Source organism: Nocardia sp. NPDC051900, from assembly GCF_044452545.1.
GTDB classification, from domain to species: Bacteria; Actinomycetota; Actinomycetes; order Mycobacteriales; family Mycobacteriaceae; genus Nocardia; species Nocardia sichangensis.
Genome location: NZ_JBITBU010000009.1, coordinates 205,464 through 228,325 on the forward strand (window position 1 = coordinate 205,464; position 22,862 = coordinate 228,325).

Annotated in this window: 19 protein-coding genes; 9 read left to right on the forward strand and 10 right to left on the reverse strand. The window is 69.3% G+C overall.

What is annotated here, in order from left to right; all coding sequences use genetic code 11:
- Nucleotides 1–43: 43 nt before the first annotated feature.
- Nucleotides 44–592: a hypothetical protein gene (locus tag ACIA5H_RS17630; RefSeq protein WP_355070533.1), complete on the reverse strand. Its 549-nt coding sequence runs from the start codon at nucleotides 590–592 to the stop codon at nucleotides 44–46.
- A 407-nt stretch (nucleotides 593–999) separates the two neighbouring features.
- The gene (locus tag ACIA5H_RS17635; RefSeq protein WP_356961670.1) at nucleotides 1,000–1,878 is read right to left on the reverse strand and encodes a peptidylprolyl isomerase; all 879 of its coding nucleotides are present in this window, start codon (nucleotides 1,876–1,878) and stop codon (nucleotides 1,000–1,002) included.
- A 139-nt stretch (nucleotides 1,879–2,017) separates the two neighbouring features.
- Between ACIA5H_RS17635 and hisS the strand changes: the two genes are divergently transcribed.
- The 3 genes from hisS to ACIA5H_RS17650 all read left to right on the forward strand — a co-directional run bounded on the left by hisS (nucleotide 2,018) and on the right by ACIA5H_RS17650 (nucleotide 5,227).
- Complete coding sequence (hisS, locus tag ACIA5H_RS17640) at nucleotides 2,018–3,289, forward strand: histidine--tRNA ligase (RefSeq protein ID WP_397076795.1); 1,272 nt, start codon at nucleotides 2,018–2,020, stop codon at nucleotides 3,287–3,289.
- Nucleotides 3,290–3,440: 151 nt separating this feature from the next.
- Complete coding sequence (locus ACIA5H_RS17645) at nucleotides 3,441–4,088, forward strand: hypothetical protein (protein WP_356961671.1); 648 nt, start codon at nucleotides 3,441–3,443, stop codon at nucleotides 4,086–4,088.
- Between the two features lie 134 nt (nucleotides 4,089–4,222).
- Nucleotides 4,223–5,227 carry a malate dehydrogenase gene (locus ACIA5H_RS17650; RefSeq protein ID WP_397076796.1) on the forward strand — a complete coding sequence of 335 codons (1,005 nt, stop codon included), beginning with the start codon at nucleotides 4,223–4,225 and terminating at the stop codon, nucleotides 5,225–5,227.
- Between the two features lie 47 nt (nucleotides 5,228–5,274).
- Here the strand turns inward: ACIA5H_RS17650 and ACIA5H_RS17655 are convergent, their stop codons facing one another.
- From ACIA5H_RS17655 to ACIA5H_RS17670, 4 genes are all read right to left on the reverse strand, one after another.
- Nucleotides 5,275–6,354 carry a 2-oxoacid:ferredoxin oxidoreductase subunit beta gene (locus ACIA5H_RS17655; RefSeq protein WP_397076797.1) on the reverse strand — a complete coding sequence of 360 codons (1,080 nt, stop codon included), beginning with the start codon at nucleotides 6,352–6,354 and terminating at the stop codon, nucleotides 5,275–5,277.
- The gene (locus ACIA5H_RS17660) at nucleotides 6,351–8,339 is read right to left on the reverse strand and encodes a 2-oxoacid:acceptor oxidoreductase subunit alpha (protein ID WP_397076798.1); all 1,989 of its coding nucleotides are present in this window, start codon (nucleotides 8,337–8,339) and stop codon (nucleotides 6,351–6,353) included. Before ACIA5H_RS17660 ends, ACIA5H_RS17655 begins: the two co-directional genes overlap by 4 nt.
- A 110-nt stretch (nucleotides 8,340–8,449) precedes the next feature.
- A complete protein-coding gene (locus tag ACIA5H_RS17665; protein ID WP_379251016.1) occupies nucleotides 8,450–9,466 on the reverse strand; it encodes an Rv2578c family radical SAM protein in 1,017 nt (338 codons plus the stop codon).
- A 31-nt stretch (nucleotides 9,467–9,497) separates the two neighbouring features.
- On the reverse strand, nucleotides 9,498–10,502 hold the full coding sequence (locus tag ACIA5H_RS17670; RefSeq protein ID WP_355070549.1) for an NAD-dependent epimerase/dehydratase family protein: 1,005 nt from the start codon (nucleotides 10,500–10,502) through the stop codon (nucleotides 9,498–9,500).
- 210 nt (nucleotides 10,503–10,712) lie between these two features.
- Between ACIA5H_RS17670 and ACIA5H_RS17675 the strand changes: the two genes are divergently transcribed.
- Complete coding sequence (locus ACIA5H_RS17675; RefSeq protein ID WP_040867626.1) at nucleotides 10,713–11,042, forward strand: type VII secretion target; 330 nt, start codon at nucleotides 10,713–10,715, stop codon at nucleotides 11,040–11,042.
- Nucleotides 11,039–12,658 carry a hypothetical protein gene (locus tag ACIA5H_RS17680; protein ID WP_397076799.1) on the forward strand — a complete coding sequence of 540 codons (1,620 nt, stop codon included), beginning with the start codon at nucleotides 11,039–11,041 and terminating at the stop codon, nucleotides 12,656–12,658. Before ACIA5H_RS17675 ends, ACIA5H_RS17680 begins: the two co-directional genes overlap by 4 nt.
- Nucleotides 12,659–12,727: 69 nt before the next feature.
- Here the strand turns inward: ACIA5H_RS17680 and ACIA5H_RS17685 are convergent, their stop codons facing one another.
- Nucleotides 12,728–13,264 (reverse strand): hypothetical protein, encoded by a 537-nt coding sequence (locus ACIA5H_RS17685; RefSeq protein ID WP_355070554.1) that lies wholly within the window; start codon nucleotides 13,262–13,264, stop codon nucleotides 12,728–12,730.
- 117 nt (nucleotides 13,265–13,381) lie between these two features.
- The gene (locus tag ACIA5H_RS17690) at nucleotides 13,382–14,305 is read right to left on the reverse strand and encodes a neutral zinc metallopeptidase (protein ID WP_355070556.1); all 924 of its coding nucleotides are present in this window, start codon (nucleotides 14,303–14,305) and stop codon (nucleotides 13,382–13,384) included.
- A gap of 190 nt (nucleotides 14,306–14,495) precedes the next feature.
- Here ACIA5H_RS17690 and aspS point away from each other — a divergent pair, with 190 nt between their 5' ends.
- Both aspS and ACIA5H_RS17700 read left to right on the forward strand, forming a co-directional pair.
- A complete protein-coding gene (gene aspS, locus ACIA5H_RS17695) occupies nucleotides 14,496–16,289 on the forward strand; it encodes an aspartate--tRNA ligase (protein WP_379251009.1) in 1,794 nt (597 codons plus the stop codon).
- 62 nt (nucleotides 16,290–16,351) lie between these two features.
- Entirely contained in the window at nucleotides 16,352–17,320 is a 969-nt protein-coding gene (locus ACIA5H_RS17700) for a DUF389 domain-containing protein (protein ID WP_397076800.1), read from the forward strand.
- 7 nt (nucleotides 17,321–17,327) lie between these two features.
- On the opposite strand, the gene ACIA5H_RS17705 is transcribed toward ACIA5H_RS17700, so the two are convergent.
- Nucleotides 17,328–18,299, reverse strand: coding sequence for a hypothetical protein (locus ACIA5H_RS17705; RefSeq protein WP_397076801.1), 972 nt, complete (start codon nucleotides 18,297–18,299; stop codon nucleotides 17,328–17,330).
- A 190-nt stretch (nucleotides 18,300–18,489) separates the two neighbouring features.
- Between ACIA5H_RS17705 and ACIA5H_RS17710 the strand changes: the two genes are divergently transcribed.
- Nucleotides 18,490–19,659, forward strand: a complete 1,170-nt coding sequence (locus ACIA5H_RS17710) for a kinase (RefSeq protein WP_355070564.1) — start codon at nucleotides 18,490–18,492, stop codon at nucleotides 19,657–19,659.
- 51 nt (nucleotides 19,660–19,710) lie between these two features.
- Here ACIA5H_RS17710 and ACIA5H_RS17715 read toward each other — a convergent pair whose 3' ends face one another.
- Nucleotides 19,711–21,381, reverse strand: coding sequence for an alkaline phosphatase D family protein (locus ACIA5H_RS17715; protein WP_397076802.1), 1,671 nt, complete (start codon nucleotides 21,379–21,381; stop codon nucleotides 19,711–19,713).
- 123 nt (nucleotides 21,382–21,504) lie between these two features.
- Here ACIA5H_RS17715 and ACIA5H_RS17720 point away from each other — a divergent pair, with 123 nt between their 5' ends.
- The gene (locus ACIA5H_RS17720; protein WP_355070568.1) at nucleotides 21,505–22,848 is read left to right on the forward strand and encodes a replication-associated recombination protein A; all 1,344 of its coding nucleotides are present in this window, start codon (nucleotides 21,505–21,507) and stop codon (nucleotides 22,846–22,848) included.
- The last annotated feature ends 14 nt before the right edge of the window (nucleotides 22,849–22,862 follow it).

Here is a 22,862-nt window from a genome sequence, read left to right on the forward strand (position 1 = left end):
GAGTGCCCGCTGGATCATCCAGCGGGCACTCGTCCGTCTCGTGCTATCGCGTGCGCTCCAAGCCACGGGGATCCTGTTCCCGTCCTGCCCTGGTAACCGCGGGCGCCTCGCCGGGGCGGGTGCGTACGGCCTCACCCGGCGGCTGTGCCTGCCCTACTTCGATCAGCATCCGCACCGCGGCGAGTTCCGGCGCCACACCCATTTTCGCGAGATGTGCCGCGATCGCCATCCGGCGTTCCTGGGAGTCGTACTGCAAGGCCGGCTTGGCGGCGGCGGCATTGGCCGCCATCCGTGATGCCTCGGCCTGCGCGGAGAAGCGGTCCTTCTCCAGGGACACACCCTTTTCCGGGATCGGCTTCTCGATCAGCCGGGCCAGCTCGGTGTTGCGCGGGTCCTTGGCCTTCGCGTCCCTGGCCTCCCGCAACTGCAGTTCTTTGGCCTCTTTGATCCGGGCCTCGGTGAGCTTGACGCGCGCTTCGGCTTCCTTCTGACCACGCTCGCGGGTACGCAAGGCGACGAGCGTCGCAAGCTGCAACATTGTCCTCATCATGGCCGCGGTTTCCCGGCCGATGTCGTCCAGTTCCTCGGACATGGCTGCTCCCCGATGCTGCGGTGATCACTATGGATGATGGTGGTGCTTCGTTACGGACGCCGCCACGCGAACTGTAGTCCCGTGCAGCGGGTCCCGCCTGCCAACGTGGACACCCGAAGAACTTGCGGCGTGGCACTTCCTGCCCGGGGATAGCCCGGCCGAGGCCGCACTACGCTGCAAGAACTCCTTGTTTCGAGGTTACCTGACAAAGGTCGGCACAATCGCACGAGCGTGCTGCTTTATCAGCATATATCGCACATTTCCGGCGTGTCTTCGGGCGCGCCGGATGATCTTCGGGCTGAGGGCACCCTAACCGAAGAAAGGTTCCACTATCCGCACTTCGGCTGCAGGGACGTGGATACGGCTCGGGCCCGCGGCCGGAGACGGCCGCGGGCCCGGATCCGCACTCAGCGGTCGATGCGCACCGACTGGATCGTGACCGGCTGTTTGGGCTTCCCGTCCCCGGGGCCGTTGGAGTCGTCCTGGCCCAGCGCGGCGATCTTGTCCAACGTGCCGAGGCTGTTGTCGTCCACGGTGCCGAAGATCGTGTACTGCGGCGGGAGCAGGGAATCGGAGTACACGATGAAGAACTGGCTGCCGTTGGTTCCCGGCCCCGCGTTGGCCATGGCCAGCACGCCACGCTTGTACGAGATCGGCTCCGATGTCGCCGCCGGATCGTTCGCAGCGTACTGGTCGGTCGGGTATTCGTTGTCGAACTCGTAACCGGGCCCACCCATTCCGGTACCCGTGGGGTCGCCGCACTGCAGGACCTTCAGGCCCTCGCCCGCGGTCATGCGGTGACAGCTGGTGCCGTCGAAGTAGTTCTGCGCCGCCAGACTGACGAAGCTGTTCACCGTGCACGGCGAATCGGCGTTGTTCAGGGTCAGCCCGATCGGCCCCTGGCTGGTGTCCATGCTGACGCTGACCTTGGCGTCGACGCCGGTGGTGGGGACGGGGCCGGCCTTCGGCTTGTTCACCGGCTTGTCCGCGGGCTTGGCGCTGTCGCGGTAGGTGCAGTCGACCGTCGCGGGCTTGGCCTTCGCGGAGGGCGGGGCTGCCGCGGCGGGAGTGCTGGAAAGCGAGGCGTCGGCGGCATCGGAGCTGTTGCTGTCGTCACCGCGGGTCAAGAAGTACACCCCGGTCACCGCGGCGACCACGACGACGACACCGAGTACCGATCCGGCGATGGTGAGTTGCTTGCGCTTGCGCGCCCGCTCGGCCCGGTTGGCGAGCTGACGTTCCAGCTTGCGTTTCGCCGCTGCTCGTCGCTGTTCGTTGCTCGGCACTACCACGTTCCTCCCGTATCCGGTTACATCGGGATAAGAGTGTGCCATTTCTACCTGAGACTGTTCCGCAACCTTCCTGAGAGTCGGTTCGGGGAACCGGTTGGACTTGCGGTGCCGTAGTGGTGAAAACTGGAGCATCGTGACCAAGACCAGCAGCTTCTCCGCCCCGAAGGGGGTACCGGACTACGTGCCGCCCGGCTCGGCAGAGTTCGTCGCGGTGCGCGACGGCCTGCTCCGCGCCGCCCGACTGGCCGGGTACGGGCATATCGAGCTGCCGGTCTTCGAGGACACGGGCCTGTTCGCCCGTGGCGTCGGCGAGTCCACCGACGTGGTCACCAAGGAGATGTACACCTTCCCCGACCGCGGCGACCGCAGCGTCACGCTGCGTCCCGAGGGCACGGCGGGCGTGATGCGCGCGGTCATCGAACACGGCCTCGATCGCGGTCAGCTCCCGGTGAAGCTGTGCTACGCGGGTCCCTTCTTCCGCTACGAGCGGCCGCAAGCGGGCCGGTACCGCCAGTTGCAGCAGGTGGGCATCGAGGCGATCGGCGTCGACGATCCGGCGCTCGACGCGGAGGTCATCGCGATCGCCGATGCCGGGTTCCGCGGCCTGGGCCTGGACGGATTCCGCCTCGAGGTCACCTCGCTGGGTGACGAGACGTGCCGCCCGCAGTACCGCGAACTGCTGCAGGATTTCCTGTTCGGACTGCCGCTGGACGAGGAGACGAAGCGGCGCGCCCAGCTCAACCCGCTGCGCGTGCTGGACGACAAGCGGCCCGAGGTACGGGAGATGACCGCGAACGCGCCGCTGATGATCGATCACCTGTCGGAGTCGGCCAAGGCGCACTTCGAGCAGGTACTCGGCCACCTCGAAGCGCTGGGCGTGCCGTACGTGGTGAACCCGCGCATGGTGCGCGGCCTCGACTACTACACCAAGACCACGTTCGAGTTCGTGCACGACGGTCTGGGCGCGCAGTCCGGCATCGGCGGCGGTGGCCGTTACGACGGTCTCATGGCCGAGCTCGGGGGGCAGCCGCTGTCGGGTATCGGATTCGGCCTCGGCGTCGACCGGACCATGCTGGCGCTGGCGGCCGAGGGCAAGTCGGCGGGCAACCCGGCGCGCTGCGAGGTGTTCGGCGTGCCGCTGGGCGACGCCGCCAAGCAGCGGCTCGTGGTGGTCGCCGCGCAGTTGCGCGCGGCGGGTGTCCGGGTCGATCTGGCCTACGGCGGGCGCGGTGTGAAGGGCGCGATGAAGGCGGCCGACCGTTCCGGGGCGAAGTTCACCCTCGTGCTCGGCGATCGTGACCTCGCGGAGAACACCATCGGGCTCAAGGACATGGCGACCGGTGAGCAACGGCAGATTCCGCTGCCCGAGGTGGTCGGCGTGATCAGGGAGTCGCTGGCCGGGTAGCGGGGCGGCGGGTGCGCTGCCCGTCGAGTTTCGCGGCGCGCCCGCCGCGCGCACGGTACTGTGCGTCGAACCCGTCGTCGGCCGGGTGACGGGAGCAGTAGCGTGACCGGCGCGCGTACCACCGCCGCCGGAGTCGCGAGAGGGCGGAGTAGTGTCCACGAATTCTGATGACCAGCGGGCGCTCGCGCCGGTGGGCCTCGATCTGGTCGCGCCCGAGTTGTACGCGCCGATGTTGCGCCGCCTCGCGCTGGCCGCGTCGGGTATCGGGGTCGGCGCGGCGTTGCTGGCCGCGACCGTGGTGAGCTGGCCGATCGCCGCGGCGGTCGGCGTCGTCGTCGGCGCGCCGACCGTCCTGTACGCCGTCGCGCTGCGTCGGCGGCGAATGTGGTTGACCGGCACGATGATCCACGCCCGCAGACTGTTCGGTGAACGGCGGGTGGAGATGTCGGCGGCCACCGGGGTCGAGGTCCTGGTGTTCCCGGCCCGGTTGAGCCGGATCGCTCTGCGGGTCACCGCCGGTGAGGTCTCCCAGGTCGTTCCGCTGGCCATGTACACCGACGTGGGCAGCGGCCGCGAATTGCACCTGGTCGGTTTGCGCAGGCTCGCGGACGCGCTCGCCGCCAGTCGATTGGCCGCGGCCGTAGCGGTTTCCGAGATGCTGGTGCGGCAGTTGCGGGCCGAGGCGCGCGACGCCGGGCTGGAGGAACGGCCGCTGTATCGCGCCGTGCGGCTGGCGCGCGCCAAGGACGCGGTTTCGCCGATCGTGCTGACCGACAGCGAGGTCGCCACACTCAGCTGACCCCGCGGTTCTCCTCCGGGGCCGGTGCCGGGCGGGCGCACGAGTCACTGTCGCGTAGCTCACCGTCGGCCTTCGGCGGCGGTGAGAGTGGTTAGGGTGGGCAACAGAAGTCCGCCTACCGCAAGGAGTTCGTCGTGAGCACCGCCGCTGGGACCGTGACCGTCACCGTGACCGGAGCCGCGGGCCAGATCGCCTACGGCATGCTGTTCCGGATCGCTTCCGGCGCGATGCTCGGCCCGGACACACGCGTGCGTCTGCGGCTGCTGGAAGTCCCCGCCGCGGTGGCGTCGCTGGAGGGCGTCGCGATGGAACTGGAAGACGGCGCGTTCGGGTTGCTGGAGTCCGTCGACATCAGCGACGACCCGTGGATCGGCTTCGCTGGCGCCGATATCGCCCTGCTGGTCGGCGCGCGGCCGCGCACCGCCGGGATGGAACGTTCGGATCTGCTCGCCGCCAACGGCGCGATCTTCACCGAGCAGGGCGCCGCGATCAACGCCAGCGCCGCGGACGACGTGAAGGTGCTCGTGATCGGCAACCCGGCCAACACCAACGCCTTCATCGCCATGAGCAACGCACCGGACGTGCCCGCCGAGCGTTTCACCGCCATGACGCGGCTGGACCACAATCGCGCCATCGCGCAACTGGCCAAGAAGACCGGTGCGCCCGCCGCCGACATCGCGCGGGTCGCGATCTGGGGCAATCACTCGGCGACGCAGTACCCCGACATCGCGCACGCCACCATCGCGGGACGTCCCGCCCTCGACCTGATCGGCGATCCGGCGTGGCTGACCGAGCAGTTCGTGCCCACCGTGCAGCAGCGCGGCACCGCCATCATCCAGGCGCGCGGCGCGTCCTCGGCGGCGAGTGCGGCCAGCGCCGCGATCGACCACATCCACGACTGGGTGCGCGGCACGCGGCACGGTGACTGGGTTTCCATGGCCGTTGCCTCGGACGGCTCCTACGGCGTGCCGGACGGGCTGGTCAGCTCGTTCCCGGTCACCTGCGCGAACGGCGAGTACACCATCGTGCCCGACCTGGCGATCGATGCTCTGGCCCGTCCCCGGATCGATGCTTCGGTCGCGGAGTTGGTGCAAGAGCGCGACGCCGTCGTCGACCTCGGTTTCGCCAAGCGCGCCTGACCGGCGCCGCGAGCGTCCGCCCCGCAGAGCCGGTCAGGCGCGGCCAGCTATCCGACCGTCCAGGTTTCGGATCCGGTGAGCAGGGACTGCAGCGATTCGGGACCGACGGGCTTCCGTTCCCGCGCCGTCTCGATCTGGTAGCGCACCGCGTCGTCGTAGGTCGGTCGAGAGACGCTGCGGAAGATACCTGTGACCACGTGTTCGAGCCCTTGATCGGACAGCCGCGACAACGCGTAGGCGTACTCCGGGTCGTCGGCGAAGGCGTCGTGCACCACGATATCGGACTCCGCGACGCTGTCGGCCCGGGCCACCGCGAGCCCGAAACCCCGTCGTATCACCGCGAATTCGCCCTCGGTGCCGAATCGGATCGGCTCGCCGTGCCGCAGCGGGACGAGATGGTCGGCGGCGTTGTCCCGGCGCAGCGCGTCGAACGAGCCGTCGTTGAAGATCGGGCAGTCCTGCAGGATCTCCACGAACGACGTGCCCCGGTGTTCGGCGGCGGCGCGCAGCACCTCGGTGAGTCCCGCACGATCGGAGTCGAGCGCGCGGGCGGCGAAGGTCGCTTCCGCGCCCAGCGCGACCGACAGGGTGTTGAACGGGTGGTCCACCGAGCCCATCGGGGTCGACTTGGTGATCTTGCCCTGTTCCGAGGTGGGCGAGTACTGGCCCTTCGTCAAGCCGTAGATCCGGTTGTTGAACAGTAGGATCGTCATGTTCACGTTGCGGCGCAGCGCGTGGATGAGATGGTTGCCTCCGATGGACAGCGCGTCGCCGTCACCGGTCACCACCCAGACCGACAGATCGGACCTGCTGACCGCCAATCCGGTCGCGATCGCGGGAGCGCGACCGTGGATGGAATGGATGCCGTAGGCCTCCAAGTAATACGGGAAGCGGCTGGAGCAGCCGATCCCGGACACGAACATCAGGTTCTCCCGGCGCAATCCGAGTTCCGCCAGGAAGCCGCGCACCGTCGCCAGGATCACGTAGTCGCCGCAGCCGGGGCACCAGCGCACTTCCTGATCGGAGGTGAAGTCCTTCACCTTCTGCGGTCCGTCCGCGGACGGCACCCCGGATACACCGGTGAGTCCCAGATCGGTGCCGACCAGTGAGGCTTCCACGATGGTCATGCGATACCCCCAGACATCCGATATGTGGCTGCCTCGCCTGCGCTGGGCTGTGGACGGCCTTCGTCCGGCAGTGTTCTATAGGTGGCCCGCGCCCGTGCGGCGAAGACCTTGTTCTGTTCCAGCTCCTCGATCGACCCGTCCAGCGCCGCGTCGATGACCCCGACCAGCTCCTGGGCGGAGAACGCGGTGCCCGCGATCTTCGTCCACGGTCGCACGTCGACCAGGTACTTCGCCCGTAGCAGCGTGGCGAGCTGGCCGCCGTTCATCTCGGGCGCGACCACGACGCGATAACGGCGCAGTACCTCCCCGAGGTTGGCGGGCAACGGATTCAGATGCCGTAGATGCGCCTGGGCGACCGGCGCACCGCGCCGCCGCGCGCGACGGCACGCCTCGCCGATCGGGCCGTAGGAACTGCCCCAGCCGATCAGCAACAGCTCGGCGGTGCCGTCCGGATCGTCCACCACGAGATCGGGCACCTCGATGCCGTCGATCTTGGCTTGACGCAGGCGAACCATGAGTTCGTGATTGGCCGGGTCGTAGGAGATGTTGCCGCTGCCGTCCGCCTTCTCGAGGCCGCCGATGCGGTGGGCGCGGCCCTTCGTGCCAGGGACGGCGAGCGGCCGGGCGAGCGTGTCGGGATCGCGTGCGTACGGTTGGAACGGGTCGGTGTCGTCGCCTTCCGGTTCGAACGCCGGGTCGATCGGCTCCAGCTCCGACACCTGCGGGATGGACCACGGTTCGGAGCCGTTCGCGATCGCACCGTCGGACAGCAGCAGCACCGGAGTGCGGTAGGTGAGGGCGATTCGCGCGGCTTCCACCGCGGTGGCGAAGCAGTCGGCGGGGGAGCGCGGCGCGAGCACCGCCACCGGTGATTCGCCGTTGCGGCCGTAGAGCGCCTGCAACAGATCGGCCTGCTCGGTCTTGGTCGGCAGTCCGGTCGACGGTCCGCCGCGCTGCACATCGATCACCACCAGCGGCAGCTCCGTCATCACCGCCAGGCCGATGGTCTCGCTCTTGAGCGCGAGCCCGGGGCCCGATGTGCTGGTGACGCCGAGCGCACCGCCGATCCCGGCGCCGAGCGCCGCGCCGATCCCGGCGATCTCGTCCTCGGCCTGGAAGGTGGTGACGCCGAAATTCTTGTGCTTGCTCAGCTCGTGCAGGATGTCCGAGGCCGGAGTGATGGGATAGGTCCCGAGGAAGACGGGCAGCCCGGCGAGCTGACCGGCGGTGATCAGGCCATAGGCGAGCGCGGTGTTGCCGGTGATCTGGCGGTAGGTGCCCGGCGGGAGTGCGGCGGGCGCGATCTCGTAGGTGGTGGCGAAGCTCTCGGTGGTCTCGCCGTAGTTCCAGCCCGCCCGGAACGCCAGGATGTTGGCCTCGGCGATATCGGGCTTGGTCGCGAACTTCTCCCGCATGAACTGCTCGGTGCCGCCGATCGGGCGCCCGTACATCCAGGACAGCAGGCCGAGGGCGAACATGTTCTTCGCGCGCTGGGCGTCCTTCTTGCCGACTTCGGTCGATTCGGTGGCGCCGAGGGTGAGCGAGGTCATCGGGACGCGGTGGACCACGAAGTCCGACAGTGTCTCGTCGGCCAGCGGATCGGCGGCGTAACCCACCTTGGCGAGGGTCCGCTTGGTGAACTCGTCGGTGTTGACGATGACGGTGGCGCCGCGCGGGAGATCCTCCAGATTCGCCTTGAGCGCGGCCGGGTTCATCGCGACCAGCACGTCGGGCTGGTCACCCGCGGTGAGAATGTCGTAGTCGGCGATCTGGATCTGGAAGGACGAGACGCCGGGCAGCGTGCCTTGGGGCGCTCGGATCTCGGCGGGGAAGTTGGGCTGGGTGGCCAGGTCGTTACCGAAGGCGGCGGCCTCGTGGGTGAAGCGATCGCCGGTCAGCAGCATTCCGTCGCCGGAGTCCCCGGCGAACCGAATGACGACCTTTTCCAATTTAGCTGTGCCGACATCGTTTTGGTGTGAAACCATATGCCTGCTTCACTTCCTCGTCGCTGAGAGGTGCCATCGCCAAACTACTCCGTCGAACGCGGTGCGCGCCCGTGAAGCGCGCGGACCGGCGAGATTCGGCGGTGCGGGCGTCAGGCGAACAATGCCAGCTGCGCGTCGCTCGCGTGCGCGGTTTCGGCTCGTGTCTCGGGTTCGGGCCGTCCGCGCGCCGTCAAACCGTGCTCCGCCAGCAGCGGAGCGACCCGCGCGCGCAGCCACGCGGAATACTCCGGCGTGACGTAGGCGCCGCGCCGATACAGCTGGCGGTACCGGCGCAGCAGCGCCGGATGGTGCTCGGCCAGCCAGGACAGGAACCAGCCCCTGGTACTGCCGCGCAGGTGCATGGGGAACGCGACCGCCGATCGAGCCCCGGCCTCGGCGATCGCGCCGAAGACCGCGTCGAGGTGGGCGCGTCCGTCGGTGAGGCAGGGGATGACCGGCGCGACCAGCACGTTGACGGCGAAGCCCGCGTCGGCGAGCGCGCGAACCAGATCCAGGCGGGCTCGTGGTGACGGTGTGCCCGGCTCCAGGCTGTGGTGCAGATCCTCGTCCAGTATCGCGATGGACATCGCGAGACTCACGGGCACCTCGCGGGCGGCCGAGGTGAGCAACGGCAGGTCCCGCCGCAGCAGGGTGCCTTTGGTGAGGATGGAGAACGGGGTGCCGGATTCGGTCAGCGCGCGAATGATGCCGGGCATCAGGCGATAGCGTCCCTCGGCGCGCTGATAGGGATCGGTGTTGGTGCCCAGCGCGACCGGCTCGCGGCGCCAGGACCGCCTGCCGAGTTCCTTGCGCAGCACCGCGGCGACATTCGTCTTCACCACGATCTGCGAATCGAAGTCCCGGCCCGCGTCCAGATCCAGATATTCGTGCGTGCCGCGCGCGAAACAGTAGCGGCAGGCGTGCGAACAACCCCGCATGGGATTGACGGTCCATCGGAACGGCACGTTCGCGCCCTCGGGCACCCGGTTCAGGGCGCTCTTGCACAACACCTCGTGGAATGTGATGCCCTCGAACTCCGGCGTCCGCACGGTGCGCACCAGACCGGCCCGGGACAGCCCGGGCAAGGCGCCGTCCTCGGCGTCCAGGGTCTGGCTTTGCCACCGCACCCCTTCAGTCGAACATGTGTTCTAGCAGCTGTCAAGCGATCTGCTTGGTGCCGGGCGGTGTCAGCGCGGCGGGGTCGGCGAAGAAGGTGACCAGGTCGCGCACCGTGTCGTCGAGCGGGCGCGGCCGGTAGCCGAGCTCGCGTTCGGCCTTGCCGTGGTCGACCACCGGCGCGGAGATCAGCGCGCCGAGCGCCGCCTTGGAGACGATGTCGGAGTTGAACAGCTTGCCGATCGGCGCGAGCACCGGGATGACGCCGGACACGAGCTTGGGGGAGATGGCGAACCTCGGGCCGCGTTTGCCGCCATGGGTCGCGGCGACGCGGCACAGTTCGAGCATCGAGATCATCGATCCGCCGAGCAGGTAGTTCTCGCCCGTGCGGCCTTTCTCGCCCGCCAGCACCAGGCCCGCGGCGACGTCGCGCACGTCCACCAGGTCGAATCCGCCGCCGATCATGGCGGGCACGCGCCCGAGGGCCGCGTCCTTGAGCGTCCGGTTGATGCGCGAGAGCGGCTTGCTGTGGTCCAGTGGGCCGAAGACGCCGGTGGGATTGCACAGCACCGCGTCGAGTCCCTGGTCGATCACCTTGCGCAGCGCCACCTCGCCCGCCCATTTCGAGCGGTCGTAGACCGGCAGTGCCGGGTCGGTCGACCGCGGCGCGTTCTCATCGATCCGGCCGCCGCAGCTGTACTGGTCGAACGCGTGGATCGAGCTGGCGTGCACCATCCGGCGCGCGCCGACCGCCAGCGCCGCCTCGGCGACCACGCGCACGCCCTCGGTGTTCACCCGCCAGGCGAGATCGTTCTTCTCGGCCAGGGTGATCACCGCGACCAGGTGGTAGACCACCTCGGCGCCGTCCAGCGCGGCGCGCATCGACGCCGGGTCGAGCACGTCGCCACGCAGCCAGGTGACGCCGGGTGCCGCCGGCTCGGCGGGAACGGCCCGATCGATGGCCGTGACCTGGTGGCCGCGCTCGGTGAGGAGGCGGAGCAGATTCGTGCCAAGGTAGCCGGCTGCGCCGGTCACTGCGACCTTCATGGGACAGAGAATATAGAACTTGTTCTAATTTGCAACACGTTCCAGTTCTGCCGGGTTTGCCCGGTGTGCGGCGCGTTCGGGCTCGAAACATGCCGGTCCGGTCCGCTATATTGAGCGCAACCGTAGCGGCCCTTGCCGATTCGGCAGGGAGCAGGCGGATCACCACAACTGCATGACGCTGATCTGTACGACGATTTGGGGGGCAACTCGATGAGTGATCTCTCGGTAGAGACCGAAGCGGTCCGGGCGTTCGCCGCCACGAACGCCGGTATCGCCGGTGATCTCGCGGGGGCGGGCAATTTCGACGCGGTGAAGAACGTTTCGGCGCTCGTCCCGGTGTTCGGCTTGATCGGGGCCGATTACCTGGCGATGTTCGCCGCGGCGCAAGTGTTGCAGGCCAAGGACATCAACGATCTGTCCGCCAAGTACGCCAAGCTCTCGGACTCGGCGTTCAGCGCGGCCGCGGCCTACGACGCGGTCGATTGGTCCAACGCGGGCGCGCTCGGGTCGATCGCGGGCCAGATCGGGGGCGCGGTATGAGACCGCTGGACAGCGGCGTCATCGCGCCGGAAGATCACGCCGTCGCGCACGCGGCCGAACAGAACGTCGCCATCGGCCAGCAGACTGTGCTGGACGCATTGCAGCAGACACCGGCACAGGCGGTGCTCGACCTGCCGCTGCCGCAGTTGCCCGAAGATCTGCCGCCCATCGAGCCGCCCGCATTCGTGCTGTCCCGCAAGATCTCCGAGGATCAGCAGTCGGCCGCCACCGTGCCCGCCGGTCTGCCCGGACTGGGCGGTACACCGAGCGCCGAGGACGGGCACGGGATCGCGCATGATACGTCCGCGCTGCTCGGGGACACGAACACCGCGGTCGGCCAGATCGGAGCGCCCGCGGTCGAAGCCGCGCTCGATCAGGCGAACGGCGTGCTGAACGGTGCGCTCGCCGCCGCGCCGAGCGCGATCAGCGGCGCGGTGAACCAGGCGGCGGCCGCGGCCGGATCGCTGCCTGCCTTGCCCGCCGATCCGGTGGCCGCCTTGCTCCAGGGTGTCGCGGTGCCCGCGCTGCCCGGCGTCGACGTCCTGATGAAGCCGATCCTGGACCTGCTGAGCAGCTTCGGCACCGGTGTCATCGGCGCGTTCGATCCGACCGCGATCCTCAGCCAGTCCTCCAAGGTCATCGAGATGGCCATGCAGGTCGGCAAGGGCAGCATGAGCACGGTCGAGCAGCTGTGGCAGAGCCAGGCCGCGCGCAACGCACAGGCCACGAGCCAGCAGGCGAACGTGCAGGGACAGGAGACCAGCCAGCGGGGCATCGACATCTCCGAACTCACGCAGCGCGCTGCCACGGTGGTGCAGCAGGGCAACGCGCAACTGCTCGGCATCGCGTCGTCGTTCGCCACCCAGGCGACCGCGCTCGCGCCGGTGATCCTCACTCCGCCCGCCCAGGCGACGCTGATGGCCTCGGCCACCGAACACCTCGGTCAAGCCGTCGGCGTGGTCAACGCCACCCGCGGCGACCTGGCCGGTAAGACCGCCGAGCTCAGTGGCATGGTGCAGCAGCTGGTAGCCCCGGGCGGCGGGCCCGCGCCGCAGGAGGTCGCGCAGGCGCTGGCGGAGAACGTCGGTCAGCCGATCCTGGAGCAGGCGCAGTCGACCGCGTCGGACACCGCGACCAAGGCGGCAGGCCTTGATTCCGCCACGCCGTCGACATCGACGCCCTCGACCACGCCGTCGTCGGTGCACAGCACCTCGCACAGCCCGACCACCAGCCACGGCACGCCGAGCAGCCTGCTCGGCAGCAGCCCCGGCCGTCCCGGCAGCCCGAGCGTGTCGTCGGTGCCCAAAGTCACCGGCCTGCCCGGCGCCACGGTCGCACCGATCCGGCCGGTCGCCGGCGTCCCGGGCACTTCGCTCGGTACCGGCACGCCCGCGAGTACCACACCCGCCGGATCGAGCAGCTTCATGGGCGGCCCCGGCGCCGCGGCGGGGCAGCGCGGCACCGACGAGGAACACTCGCGGACGGTGCAGCCCTACCTGAGTCCCATCGGCAACGACGACCTCACCGGCCCGCTGGGCGAGTCGACGCCGGACGTCATCGGTGCGACGCATTCGGACGAGATCATCAGCTCGGACTACGAGCAGGACCAGTTCTGACGGACGCCGGGTAGGCGAGCCGCTGCACCCGGCCCGAGCGGATCAGCGGGCCGGGTGACGTGCAGAGCCTCAGTTGTCCTGCGTGAACGAGTCGATCAGTTTCCGGTAGAGGTCGGCGAAGCGTTTACGCGCGGCCTGCTGCTCGGCGCCGAGCCCCTCGGTGGTGTCCGGCGAGTACACCACCAGATGCACGTCGTCCGACGGCGACTGCGGCATGAAGTCGATGATCCGGCTGCTCTGGTCGGTGGCTTTCGGCACGCCGAGGTCCACCGTGGCGAGCGCTTTGGTCTCCGCCAGCGCCGCGTTCAACACATCGGGCGGGATATGGCCGTCGATCCGCTTCGGCGGGGTCTCGGGACGGCGCTCGGCGGCCACCGCGTCGGGGCTGCTCACCGCACGGCCGTCGGCGAAGATCTCCAGCTGCGGGCGCAGATCCGTCCGGGCCTGCCAACCGTCCGGAATGGTGGTCAGCGTGAACAGTGCCAGCGGCGCGGCGATCGGCGGTAGCGCACTGGGTCGATCCAGTGCCGGGTCGGCCGTGGCGGCGCCCGAGCCCACCGCGACGATCAGCGTCACAACCAGCAGAACGGCTTTCGTTACTCGCATCGATCCCATCTTCCGGTGCTGTCCGTGTCCGTCTGCGGCACAGACGAACTGCCGTAGATCATGGCAGCGCGCCGACCCCTGGCGGGAGTCGGCGCGCTGTATCGATCGGATCCGGCGCTACCGCAGGCCGGACGGGTTGTTCAGGTCCGGGGCCGAGTACGTGTCGCAAGCTCTCACCTGACCGGTCTTGTAGCCGGTGAGGAACCACTTCTGCCGCTGCTCGGACGAACCGTGCGTCCACGCTTCGGGATTCACCCGGCCCTGGGCGGCACGCTGGATGCGGTCGTCGCCTACCGCGGCGGCCGCCGACAGCGCGTCGTTGACATCCTTGTCCGACAACGGTTTCAGAAACGGCTGGTTGCTGCCGGGCGCGGGTTGCTTGTCCGCGAAATGCGCCCAGATGCCCGCGTAGCAGTCGGCCTGCAATTCGGTGCGCACCGCGTCGGAGTCCGCGCCGCGTGGATCGCGCTGGGCGCGGCCGATGTCACCGAGCAGGTTCTGGATGTGATGGCCGATCTCGTGCGCCACGACGTATTCCTGCGCCAGCGGGCCTCCGCTGGAACCGAATCGATCCACCAGTTCCTGGAAGAAACTGGTGTCGAAGTACGCGGTCCGGTCGGCCGGGCAGTAAAACGGTCCCACCGCGCTGGTGGCGTTGCCGCATCCGGTGGAGGTGGCTCCGGAGAAGAGCACGACCTTCGGCTGCTGGTAGCGCTTTCCGGCCTGCTTCGGCAGTTCGGCCGACCACACCGCGTCCAGGCTCTGCGCGGTGAGCGCCACCCGGCAGTCGACGTATTTGTTGGCATCCGCCCCGGTCTTGCAATGGCTCGGCGTGCCGGCCGTGCCCGGCTGCGTCTGGCTCTGGTCCTGCGAGCCGGTGAAGTTGCCGAGGATGGATCCGGGGTCGCCGCCCAGCAGCAGCGCCAGCACCAGCACGATGAGCCCGCCCGCGCCGCCGCCGAGCGCGAGCTTGCCGCCCATGCCGGGACCGCCGGACGAAACCCGGTCGGGGTCGATCTGCATGCCCTCGTTGAAGGTCATCGTCGTCGCTTTCTCGCTCGTCCCCGGGGTCACCCAACCCTCGGTCGTCGGCGACCCCGGTTCACACTCCCTCGAATACAGCTTGGCACGGGCGCGTCGATATCGGTTTCCACTCACCGAATGTGTCTCACTACGATGGACTCGCACTTGGTCACACCGCGCCGGTGCCAGAGTCGTCGAAAGGAACCCCGTGCTGCGCACCCACTTGGCTGGTTCGCTGCGAAGCGAGCATGCCGGTCAGACCGTCACTCTCACCGGCTGGGTGGCGCGGCGGCGTGACCACGGTGGGGTGATCTTCATCGATCTGCGCGACGCGTCCGGTGTGGCCCAGGCCGTTTTCCGCGAGGGCGAACCCGCCGAGCAGGCACATCGGCTGCGTGCGGAGTACTGCGTGCGCGTCACCGGCACCGTGGAACCGCGGCCGAGCGGCAACGAGAACCCGGAACTGCCGACCGGCGCCATCGAGGTGAACGTCACCGAGCTCGAGGTGCTGAACGAGAGCGCCCCGCTGCCCTTCCAGCTGGACGAGCAGCCGGGCGAGGAAGCGCGCCTGAAGCACCGCTACCTTGATCTGCGCCGCGAGGGCCCGGCACACGCTATCCGGCTGCGGTCCAAAGTCAACGCGGCCGCCCGCGAGGTGCTCGGCCGCCACGAGTTCGTCGAGGTGGAGACCCCGACGCTGACCCGGTCGACGCCGGAGGGCGCGCGCGACTTCGTGGTGCCCGCCCGCCTGCAGCCGGGCAACTTCTACGCCCTTCCGCAGAGCCCGCAGCTGTTCAAGCAGCTGCTCATGGTCGGCGGCATCGAACGCTACTTCCAGATCGCGCGGTGCTACCGGGACGAGGACTTCCGCGCCGATCGTCAGCCGGAGTTCACCCAGCTCGACATCGAGATGAGCTTCGTGCGCCAGGAGGACGTGATCCTGCTGGCCGAGGAGATCCTGGTCGCGCTGTGGAAGCTGGTCGGATACGAGATCCAGACCCCGATCCCGCACATGACCTACGCCGAGGCCATGCGCCGGTTCGGTAGCGACAAGCCCGACCTGCGTTTCGGCGTGGAGATCACCGAGTGCACCGACTACTTCAAGGACACCCCGTTCCGGGTGTTCCAGGCGCCTTATGTCGGCGCGGTGGTCATGCCGGGCGGTGCGAGCCAGCCGCGACGCCAGCTCGACGCCTGGCAGGAATGGGCCAAGCAGCGCGGCGCCAAGGGTCTGGCGTACGTGCTGGTGAACGAGGACGGCACACTGGGCGGCCCGGTCGCGAAGAACCTCACCGAGGCCGAGCGCGACGGCTTGGCCAAGCACGTCGGCGCGGTTCCGGGTGACTGCGTGTTCTTCGCCGCGGGCGCAGCGAAGGCGCAGCGCGCGCTGCTCGGCGCGGCGCGGGTGGAGATCGCCCGCAAGGTCGGTCTCATCGACGCGGACGCCTGGTCGTTCGTGTGGATCGTGGACGCGCCGCTGTTCGAGCCGACCGTCGAGGCGACCGCCAGCGGAGACGTGGCGGTGGGCCACTCCGCCTGGACCGCGGTGCACCACGCCTTCACCTCGCCGAAGCCGGAGTCGCTGGACACCTTCGACACCGACCCGGGCTCGGCGCTGGCCTACGCCTACGACATCGTCTGCAACGGCAACGAGATCGGCGGCGGCTCGATTCGTATCCACCGTCGTGACGTGCAGGAACGGGTCTTCGACGTGATGGGCATCAGCCCGGAGGAGGCGCAGGAGCAGTTCGGCTTCCTGCTGGACGCCTTCGCCTTCGGCGCGCCGCCGCACGGCGGCATCGCCTTCGGCTGGGACCGGGTCACCGCACTGCTGGCGGGGGAGGACTCGATCCGCGAGGTCATCGCCTTCCCGAAGACCGGCGGCGGCGTCGACCCGCTGACCGACGCGCCCGCGCCGATCAGCGAGCTGCAGCGCAAAGAGGCGGGTCTGGACGTCAAGCCGGAGCAGAAGAAGGGCGAGCGCGCCGAGACCTCCTCGTAGCGGGCGCTCGCGCGAACGGTACCTTCTGGGCAGTTACGCCTGCCCGACCGCGAGGAAACCCGTTGCTGCACTTGCGCCTGATCAGCCCGCCGGATCTCACCGACGAGGTGCTCGCGGTACTCGCCGCCGATCCCGGGGTCACGCACGTGACCCTGGCCCGCGGTGCCGCGCTGGAGCCGAAGGGCGATCTCGTCCAGGCGGACGTGGCTCGTGAGGCCGCCAACGACGTGCTCGACGACTTGACCGCGCTGGGCGTCTGCCGGTCCGGCGGGATGACGCTCACGCCGGTCGAGACGGTCCTGTCGGAGGCGGGCGAGCGCGCGGTACACGAGGCGCCCGGTGATCCGAGCGACGCGGTGGTGTGGGAGGAACTGCTCGCGCAGACGCATGAGGAGTCGAGCCTCAACGCGACTTTTCTCGCGTTCCTGACGATCGCCTGTCTGCTCGCGGCCGTGGGCGTCGCGACCGATTCGCCGGTGACGATCGTCGGCGCGATGGTCGTCGGCCCGGAGTTCGGTCCGCTCGCCGCTTTCGCGGTCGCGGTGGTGCGCAGGGACTTCGGCCTCGCCCGCCGCTCGGCCCTCGCGCTCGCGGTGGGGTTTCCGGTGGCGATGGTGGTCACGTTGGTGGCCACGGTGGTGTGGGAACAGGTCGGCTGGATCACCATGGACGGGGTGAGCGGCGTCGAGCAGGTCGACTTCATCTATCAGGTGGGCCCGTTCTCCCTGGTCGTCGCGCTATTGGCGGGCGCGGCAGGCATGCTCTCGCTCGTGACAGCGAAGTCGGCCGCGCTGGTCGGCGTGTTCATCTCGGTGACCACCGTGCCCGCGGCCGGATTCGCCGTGGTCGCGGCGACCTTGGGGGAGTGGCGGGTGGCGTTCCTGTCCGCGGGCCAGCTGGCGGTGAACATGGCGGGCATCATCGTGGCCGGGATCATCGTGCTCCAGCTCCGGCCGCGCGCGGGCAGCGAGGCCGGTCCGGTGGAACGGTTGAAGCGCTGGATCGGCATGCGCGCACCGGCCGAGAAGTGAGCGGGCCTCACGCCGCGGCGACGGTGCCTCCGGTGAGCACTCGGTAGGCATAGGTCACCGCGATCACGGAGACCGGGCCCGCGATCAGCAGGCCGAGACCGCACAGCAGCGTGCCCAGGAACGTGATCACCAGCACAGCCAGCGCGAGCAGCAGCACTTGCACGGCGTTGGCGACCACCAGCGTGAAACTGGACTTCAGCGCCTCGAACGGACCCTGGTCCTGATCGACGACGAAGTGCAACGAGAACATGCACAGCCATCCGGCGATCAGTCCGGGAAGCAAGCAGAGCGCCGAGCCGAGGAAGGTCAGCGTGAATGCCAGCAACGCGGTGAGCAACACGTTGCCCGCGTTCACGAATCGAAAGTATGCGCCGAAAGGCGGTGGGGTGCCGTCGGTTTCGTACAGTGCACCGCGCACCATCGCCGCCTGCAGCAGCCACACGCCTGCCATGACCGCCAAGAAGATCAGCAGCAGCGGCAGCATCGACGTCGGGTCGGTGAGCTGAACGACGACCACGAACGCCAAGTAGATGACGAGGCCCACCGCGGTCACCCCGAACCACGGCCCCGGATTGGCCCAGAGTCGCGCCCAGCCGTAACTGAGCGCCCGGCCCACGTCCAGTCTGCCGGGACCGGTGGAGACCTGCTGGTAGCCGTAGATCGGCTCCTGCCCGGGCGCGGGGCCGGACGGCGCCCAGCCCGGCCCGGTGCCTTGCGGTCCGTAGCTGGGGTGCCCCGCGCCCACAGGCGGCGGCGGCTCCAGCGGTTCGTTGCCGTAGTGCGCCGCGCCGGGGCCTTCGAACTGCGGATATCCGGCCGGACCCGCCATCTCGTGGCGGGCGTGGCCGGTCCCGGGGCCGGGAGCCTGCGGATTCGGGCTCTCGTGCTGCCCGGGCCTGGCCGCGAAGCGTTCGTCGTCGTTCGGCAAGGGAGCGCCGCCACCTGATTGTTTGGGTGCGGAGGGCGGGATCTCGGTCATGCGTAGACCTTTCCACTCAACTGGTTTGCGGTGTGGCGCAGGGCAGTTGACGATGAGAAAACCCGACGGGTGCGGAGGTGTCAAGCGACCTGCGGCCGCCGTCCGGCCATGCCGGAGACACGCCGAGCGACGCGGAAAGGTTGTGTAACCGCTCGCTAGAAGTGACCCCATGCGAGTACTTTGAGAGGCGATGACCGCACTATTGGCCGAACGCGCCGCCGAAGTCGTGTCCGCAGCGCAACAGTTGCTCACAAAGCGAATGGGTGCTCCGGTAAAGCTGAGCGATCCGATCGAACTCAGCGGTAGTGGTAGGACGACGGTCCTACGCGTGCGTGTAGCGGAGAACGCCTTTTCATTGCCGCGAACCCTGATCATCAAGCAGGTCCGCGGCGCGGCGCAGGATCGCCGGACCGGCGGCTTGGCGCCCGGGGTGGCCAGCGTCGATTCCGCGTTCCTCCGCGAGACGGTGTCCTATCAGTTCACCACCGCGTTGAGCCGGGAGCACCGGCCGGGCGCGTACCTGGTCGCGCACAGCCTTCCCGACCGTCTGCTGATCCTCAGTGACCTGGGTGAGAACTCCCTGCTCACCGCCGTGCTCCGCTCCGGGGCCGAGCCCGCGGGCCGCAACGCCCTCATGGCGTTCGCTCAGGCGCTGGGCCGGATGCATGCCGCCACCGTCGGGCGCGAGGCGGACTTCGTCGCGCTGCTGCGCCGAGTGGACGTGGTGCACCGGGTGGACGGCATCGCCCAGCAGGCCGAGTCGGCGATCGCCGAGGTGCCCGGTCTGCTCCAGCGCGAACTGGGCATCGAGGTGCCGGGCGAGATCGCCGAGCGCATCGTGCGCGGCAACCGGCTGTACTCCGCGGGCCGTTTCCGCGCGTTCAGCCCGTCGGACCTCTGCCCGGACAATGTGATCTTGAACGAGGAGGGTGCTCGCTTCCTCGACTACGAGTGGGGCGGGTTCCGCGACGCCACCTTGGACATCGCCTACGCGCTGGTGTCCTTCCCCGGCTGTCTGTGCGATGTCGAGCTCTCGCGTGAGCGCGCGCGGCAGATGGTCGAGGCCTGGCGCGCGGAGGTCGTGGGCGTGTGGCCCGCGCTGGCCGATGACGACCAGCTGGCCGAACGCATCCTGGAAGCCCGGCTGATCTGGGTCTGGCTGTCCACTTACTGGTTCCTGCCCGCCGATCACACCCGTATCGCGGCTGCCAGGGAGCACGGGCTGTCGGTGCCGCGCTCGGCGGCGCTGATCAACCGCTGGGCCGCGCTCGCCGAAGACGCGCGATGCACGGGTGACGACATCGTGGGAGATTTCGCCGAGGACGTATCGGCGATGCTGGAAGAACGCTGGGGCGAGTAGGCCGCGCACCGGGGGCTGCTGCCTCCGGAGACGGCGCGCGGCCGCCCCGCGCTAGCCGAGCGGGACCTGCCGCGGCTCGATCCGTCCCCCGCTGCGCACCGCGAACGAAGCGCCGTAGCGTACATCGGAATTCGGGTCCGCCACATCCAGCAGGTAGTACCAGTCCATCTGCGCGTGGTCGGGGGTGATCTCCAGCACGCCGTAGCCGTGCGAGTCCAACTCCACATAACGCAGATGGCGGTTGACCGTCTTGATCGCTTCGGCGATCGGAGCGGAATTCGTGTGGACCATGTCACCGATGCTGGTCGAGGTCACCGACGGCACCACGAACTCGGCGCCCGCCGTCACGCCGCCCGGGTAGCTCGCCGCGTCCACGGGGAGATCGGCGGCCCACGAGGAGTGGATGTCTCCGGTCAGGAAAAGCACGTCGGAAATCTGCTGATCGATGATGGCGCGGAACAGCCTGGTGCGGTCGGCGGTGTAGCCGTCCCACTGGTCGCCGTTCAGCGACGGACCGGACTGCGGGACGCCCATGGTGCTGGTGATCGCAGCCGTGGTGGCGGGCTCGAGCGGCGGGAAGACCAGCGGGGCGATCATGACCGAGTTGCCGACCAGCTTCCACCGCACCGGCGCGGAGGCCAAGCCCGCGGTCAGCCATTCCATCTGCGCCTTGCCGGTGATGGTGCGCGCCGGGTCGTCGGCCTCGCGCCAGTTCGCGCCCGGCTTCGCCTCCTGGTCGCGGTAGCTGCGCAGATCAAGCATGGTGAGCTCGGCCAGGGTGCCGAAGCGCAGCCTGCGGTAGATCCGCACGTCGGCGCCGGAGCCGGACGCCCGGACCGGCATCCACTCCAGATAGGCCTGCGCGGAGGCGGCGCGCCGGTCGGCCCAGCTGCCCTCGGTGGCGGGATCGTGATTGTTCGCGCCGCCGGACCAGGAGTTGTCTGCGGATTCGTGGTCGTCCCAGGTGCAGATGAACGGCAAGGTGGCGTGCAGGCCGAGCAGATCCGGGTCGGTCTTGTACTGGGCGTGGCGGATGCGGTAGTCCGCCAGGCTGACGGTCTCGTTGGCCGGATCGTGCGGGCGTACGGCGCCGTTGCGGCCCCCGTACTTCCCGCGGCCGTACTCGTAGATGTAGTCGCCCAAGTGCACGATCGCGTCCAGGTCGGTGCGGGCGGTCAGGTGACGGTAGGCGCCGAAGTAGCCCGCCTCCCAGTTCGAGCACGACACCACGCCGAACCGAAGGCGATCCGGTGTGTCCGCCGTGGCGGGCGCGGTCTTGGTGCGGCCCACCGGAGAGGTCTGGCCCAGGGCGGTGAATCGATAGAAGTACTCGACACCGGGAGCCAGGCCGGAAACGTCGACCTTGACCGTATGGTCGGAGTCAGCCGAGGTCGTCACGGCGCCGGACGCGGCGACCGAGGCGAACCGCTCGTCCGCCGCGATCTCCCACCGCACGGTCGCCGGGTCGCCCACGCCCGAGCCGGGCGTCGCGTCGTCGGAGACGGTCACGCGGGTCCAGACGATCACGCCGTCGGCAAGCGGGTCCCCCGAGGCCACGCCGTGCCGGAACACCGGTGTCGCGGCTTCCGCGTCACCGGCGCCCAGCACCGCGGTGGCGGTGGCGGCGGCCGCGCTGCCCTTGAAAAGAGTGCGCCGAGCGAAGCGCGCGGTGGACGAGGGATCTGAAACGGATACGTTTTCAGGCACGGGTACCGATCCCATCCGAAGTACCGGCGACGCGCAACTCCGTCTGTCGCCGCGCCGGTCCAGACCGCGTCGCCGCACCGGAGACGCATCCGGGAACGGCATGTCGTGCTGTCGGTGCGCCTCGGTAACGTTCCTGTCGTGAGCGATGGTTTGTTCGACGTGCCCGGAGCCGCGGTGCCTCCGGAGCATTCGATCGACACCGTGGTGCGCCGGGACGCGGGTGCGCCGCTGGCCGTGCGCATGCGCCCGGCCACGCTGGAGGAAGTGGTCGGACAGCAACATCTGCTCGGTCCCGGTTCGCCGCTGCGCAGGCTGATCGAGGGTTCGGGCGCCGCGTCGGTATTGCTGTACGGCCCGCCCGGCACCGGCAAGACCACGCTCGCCTCGCTCCTGTCCCAGGCCACCGGCCGCCGGTTCGAAGCGTTGTCGGCGCTCTCGGCCGGGGTCAAAGAGGTGCGCGCGGTCATCGACGTGGCGCGGCGCAGGTTGGCTACGGGCGAGCAGACCGTGCTGTTCATCGATGAGGTCCACCGCTTCTCCAAGACCCAGCAGGACGCCCTGCTCGCCGCGGTGGAGAACCGCATCGTCCTGCTGGTCGGCGCGACGACCGAGAACCCGTCGTTCTCGGTGGTGTCGCCGCTGCTGTCCCGCTCACTGGTGCTGCAACTGCGGTCGCTCACGGAAACCGACATCCGCGAGGTGCTCGCCCGCGCGATCACCGATCCACGCGGCCTCGACGGCGCGTACACGGTGACCGAGGCCGCGCTCGACCACATCGTCCGGATCGCGGGCGGTGACGCCCGCCGCGCGTTGACCGCTCTGGAAGCGTCGGCGGAGTCCTCGCTCGACGGCACCGTCGACGTGGACCTGGTCGAAGCCAGCGTGGACAAGGCCGCCGTCCGGTACGACCGCGCCGGCGACCAGCACTACGACGTGATCAGCGCGTTCATCAAGTCCATCCGCGGTTCGGACGTCGACGCCGCGCTGCACTACCTGGCGCGCATGCTGAGCGCGGGGGAGGACCCGCGCTTCATCGCCCGGCGGCTGATGATCCACGCGAGCGAGGACATCGGCATGGCCGACCCGATGGCGTTGCAGACGGCGACCGCCGCCGCGCAGGTCGTGCAGCTGGTCGGTCTGCCAGAAGGCCGCCTCGCGCTCGCCCAAGCCACCATCCACCTGGCCACGGCCCCTAAGTCCGGCGCCGTCGTGGCCGCGATCGGCGCCGCCATGGCCGACGTCGCGGCGGGCAAGGCGGGCCCGGTTCCGCCCCACCTGCGCGACGGCCACTACCCCGGCGCGGCGGCGCTCGGCAACGCGCAGGGCTACAAGTACCCGCACGACGACAAGGACGGCGTGCTCGGCCAGCAGTATCCGCCCGACGAGCTGGTCGGCGTCGACTACTACCACCCCACCGACCACGGCCACGAACGCGAGATCGGCCCCAGGGTCGACAAGCTGCGCCGCATCGTCCGAGGCTGACCGCCGCCGGGACG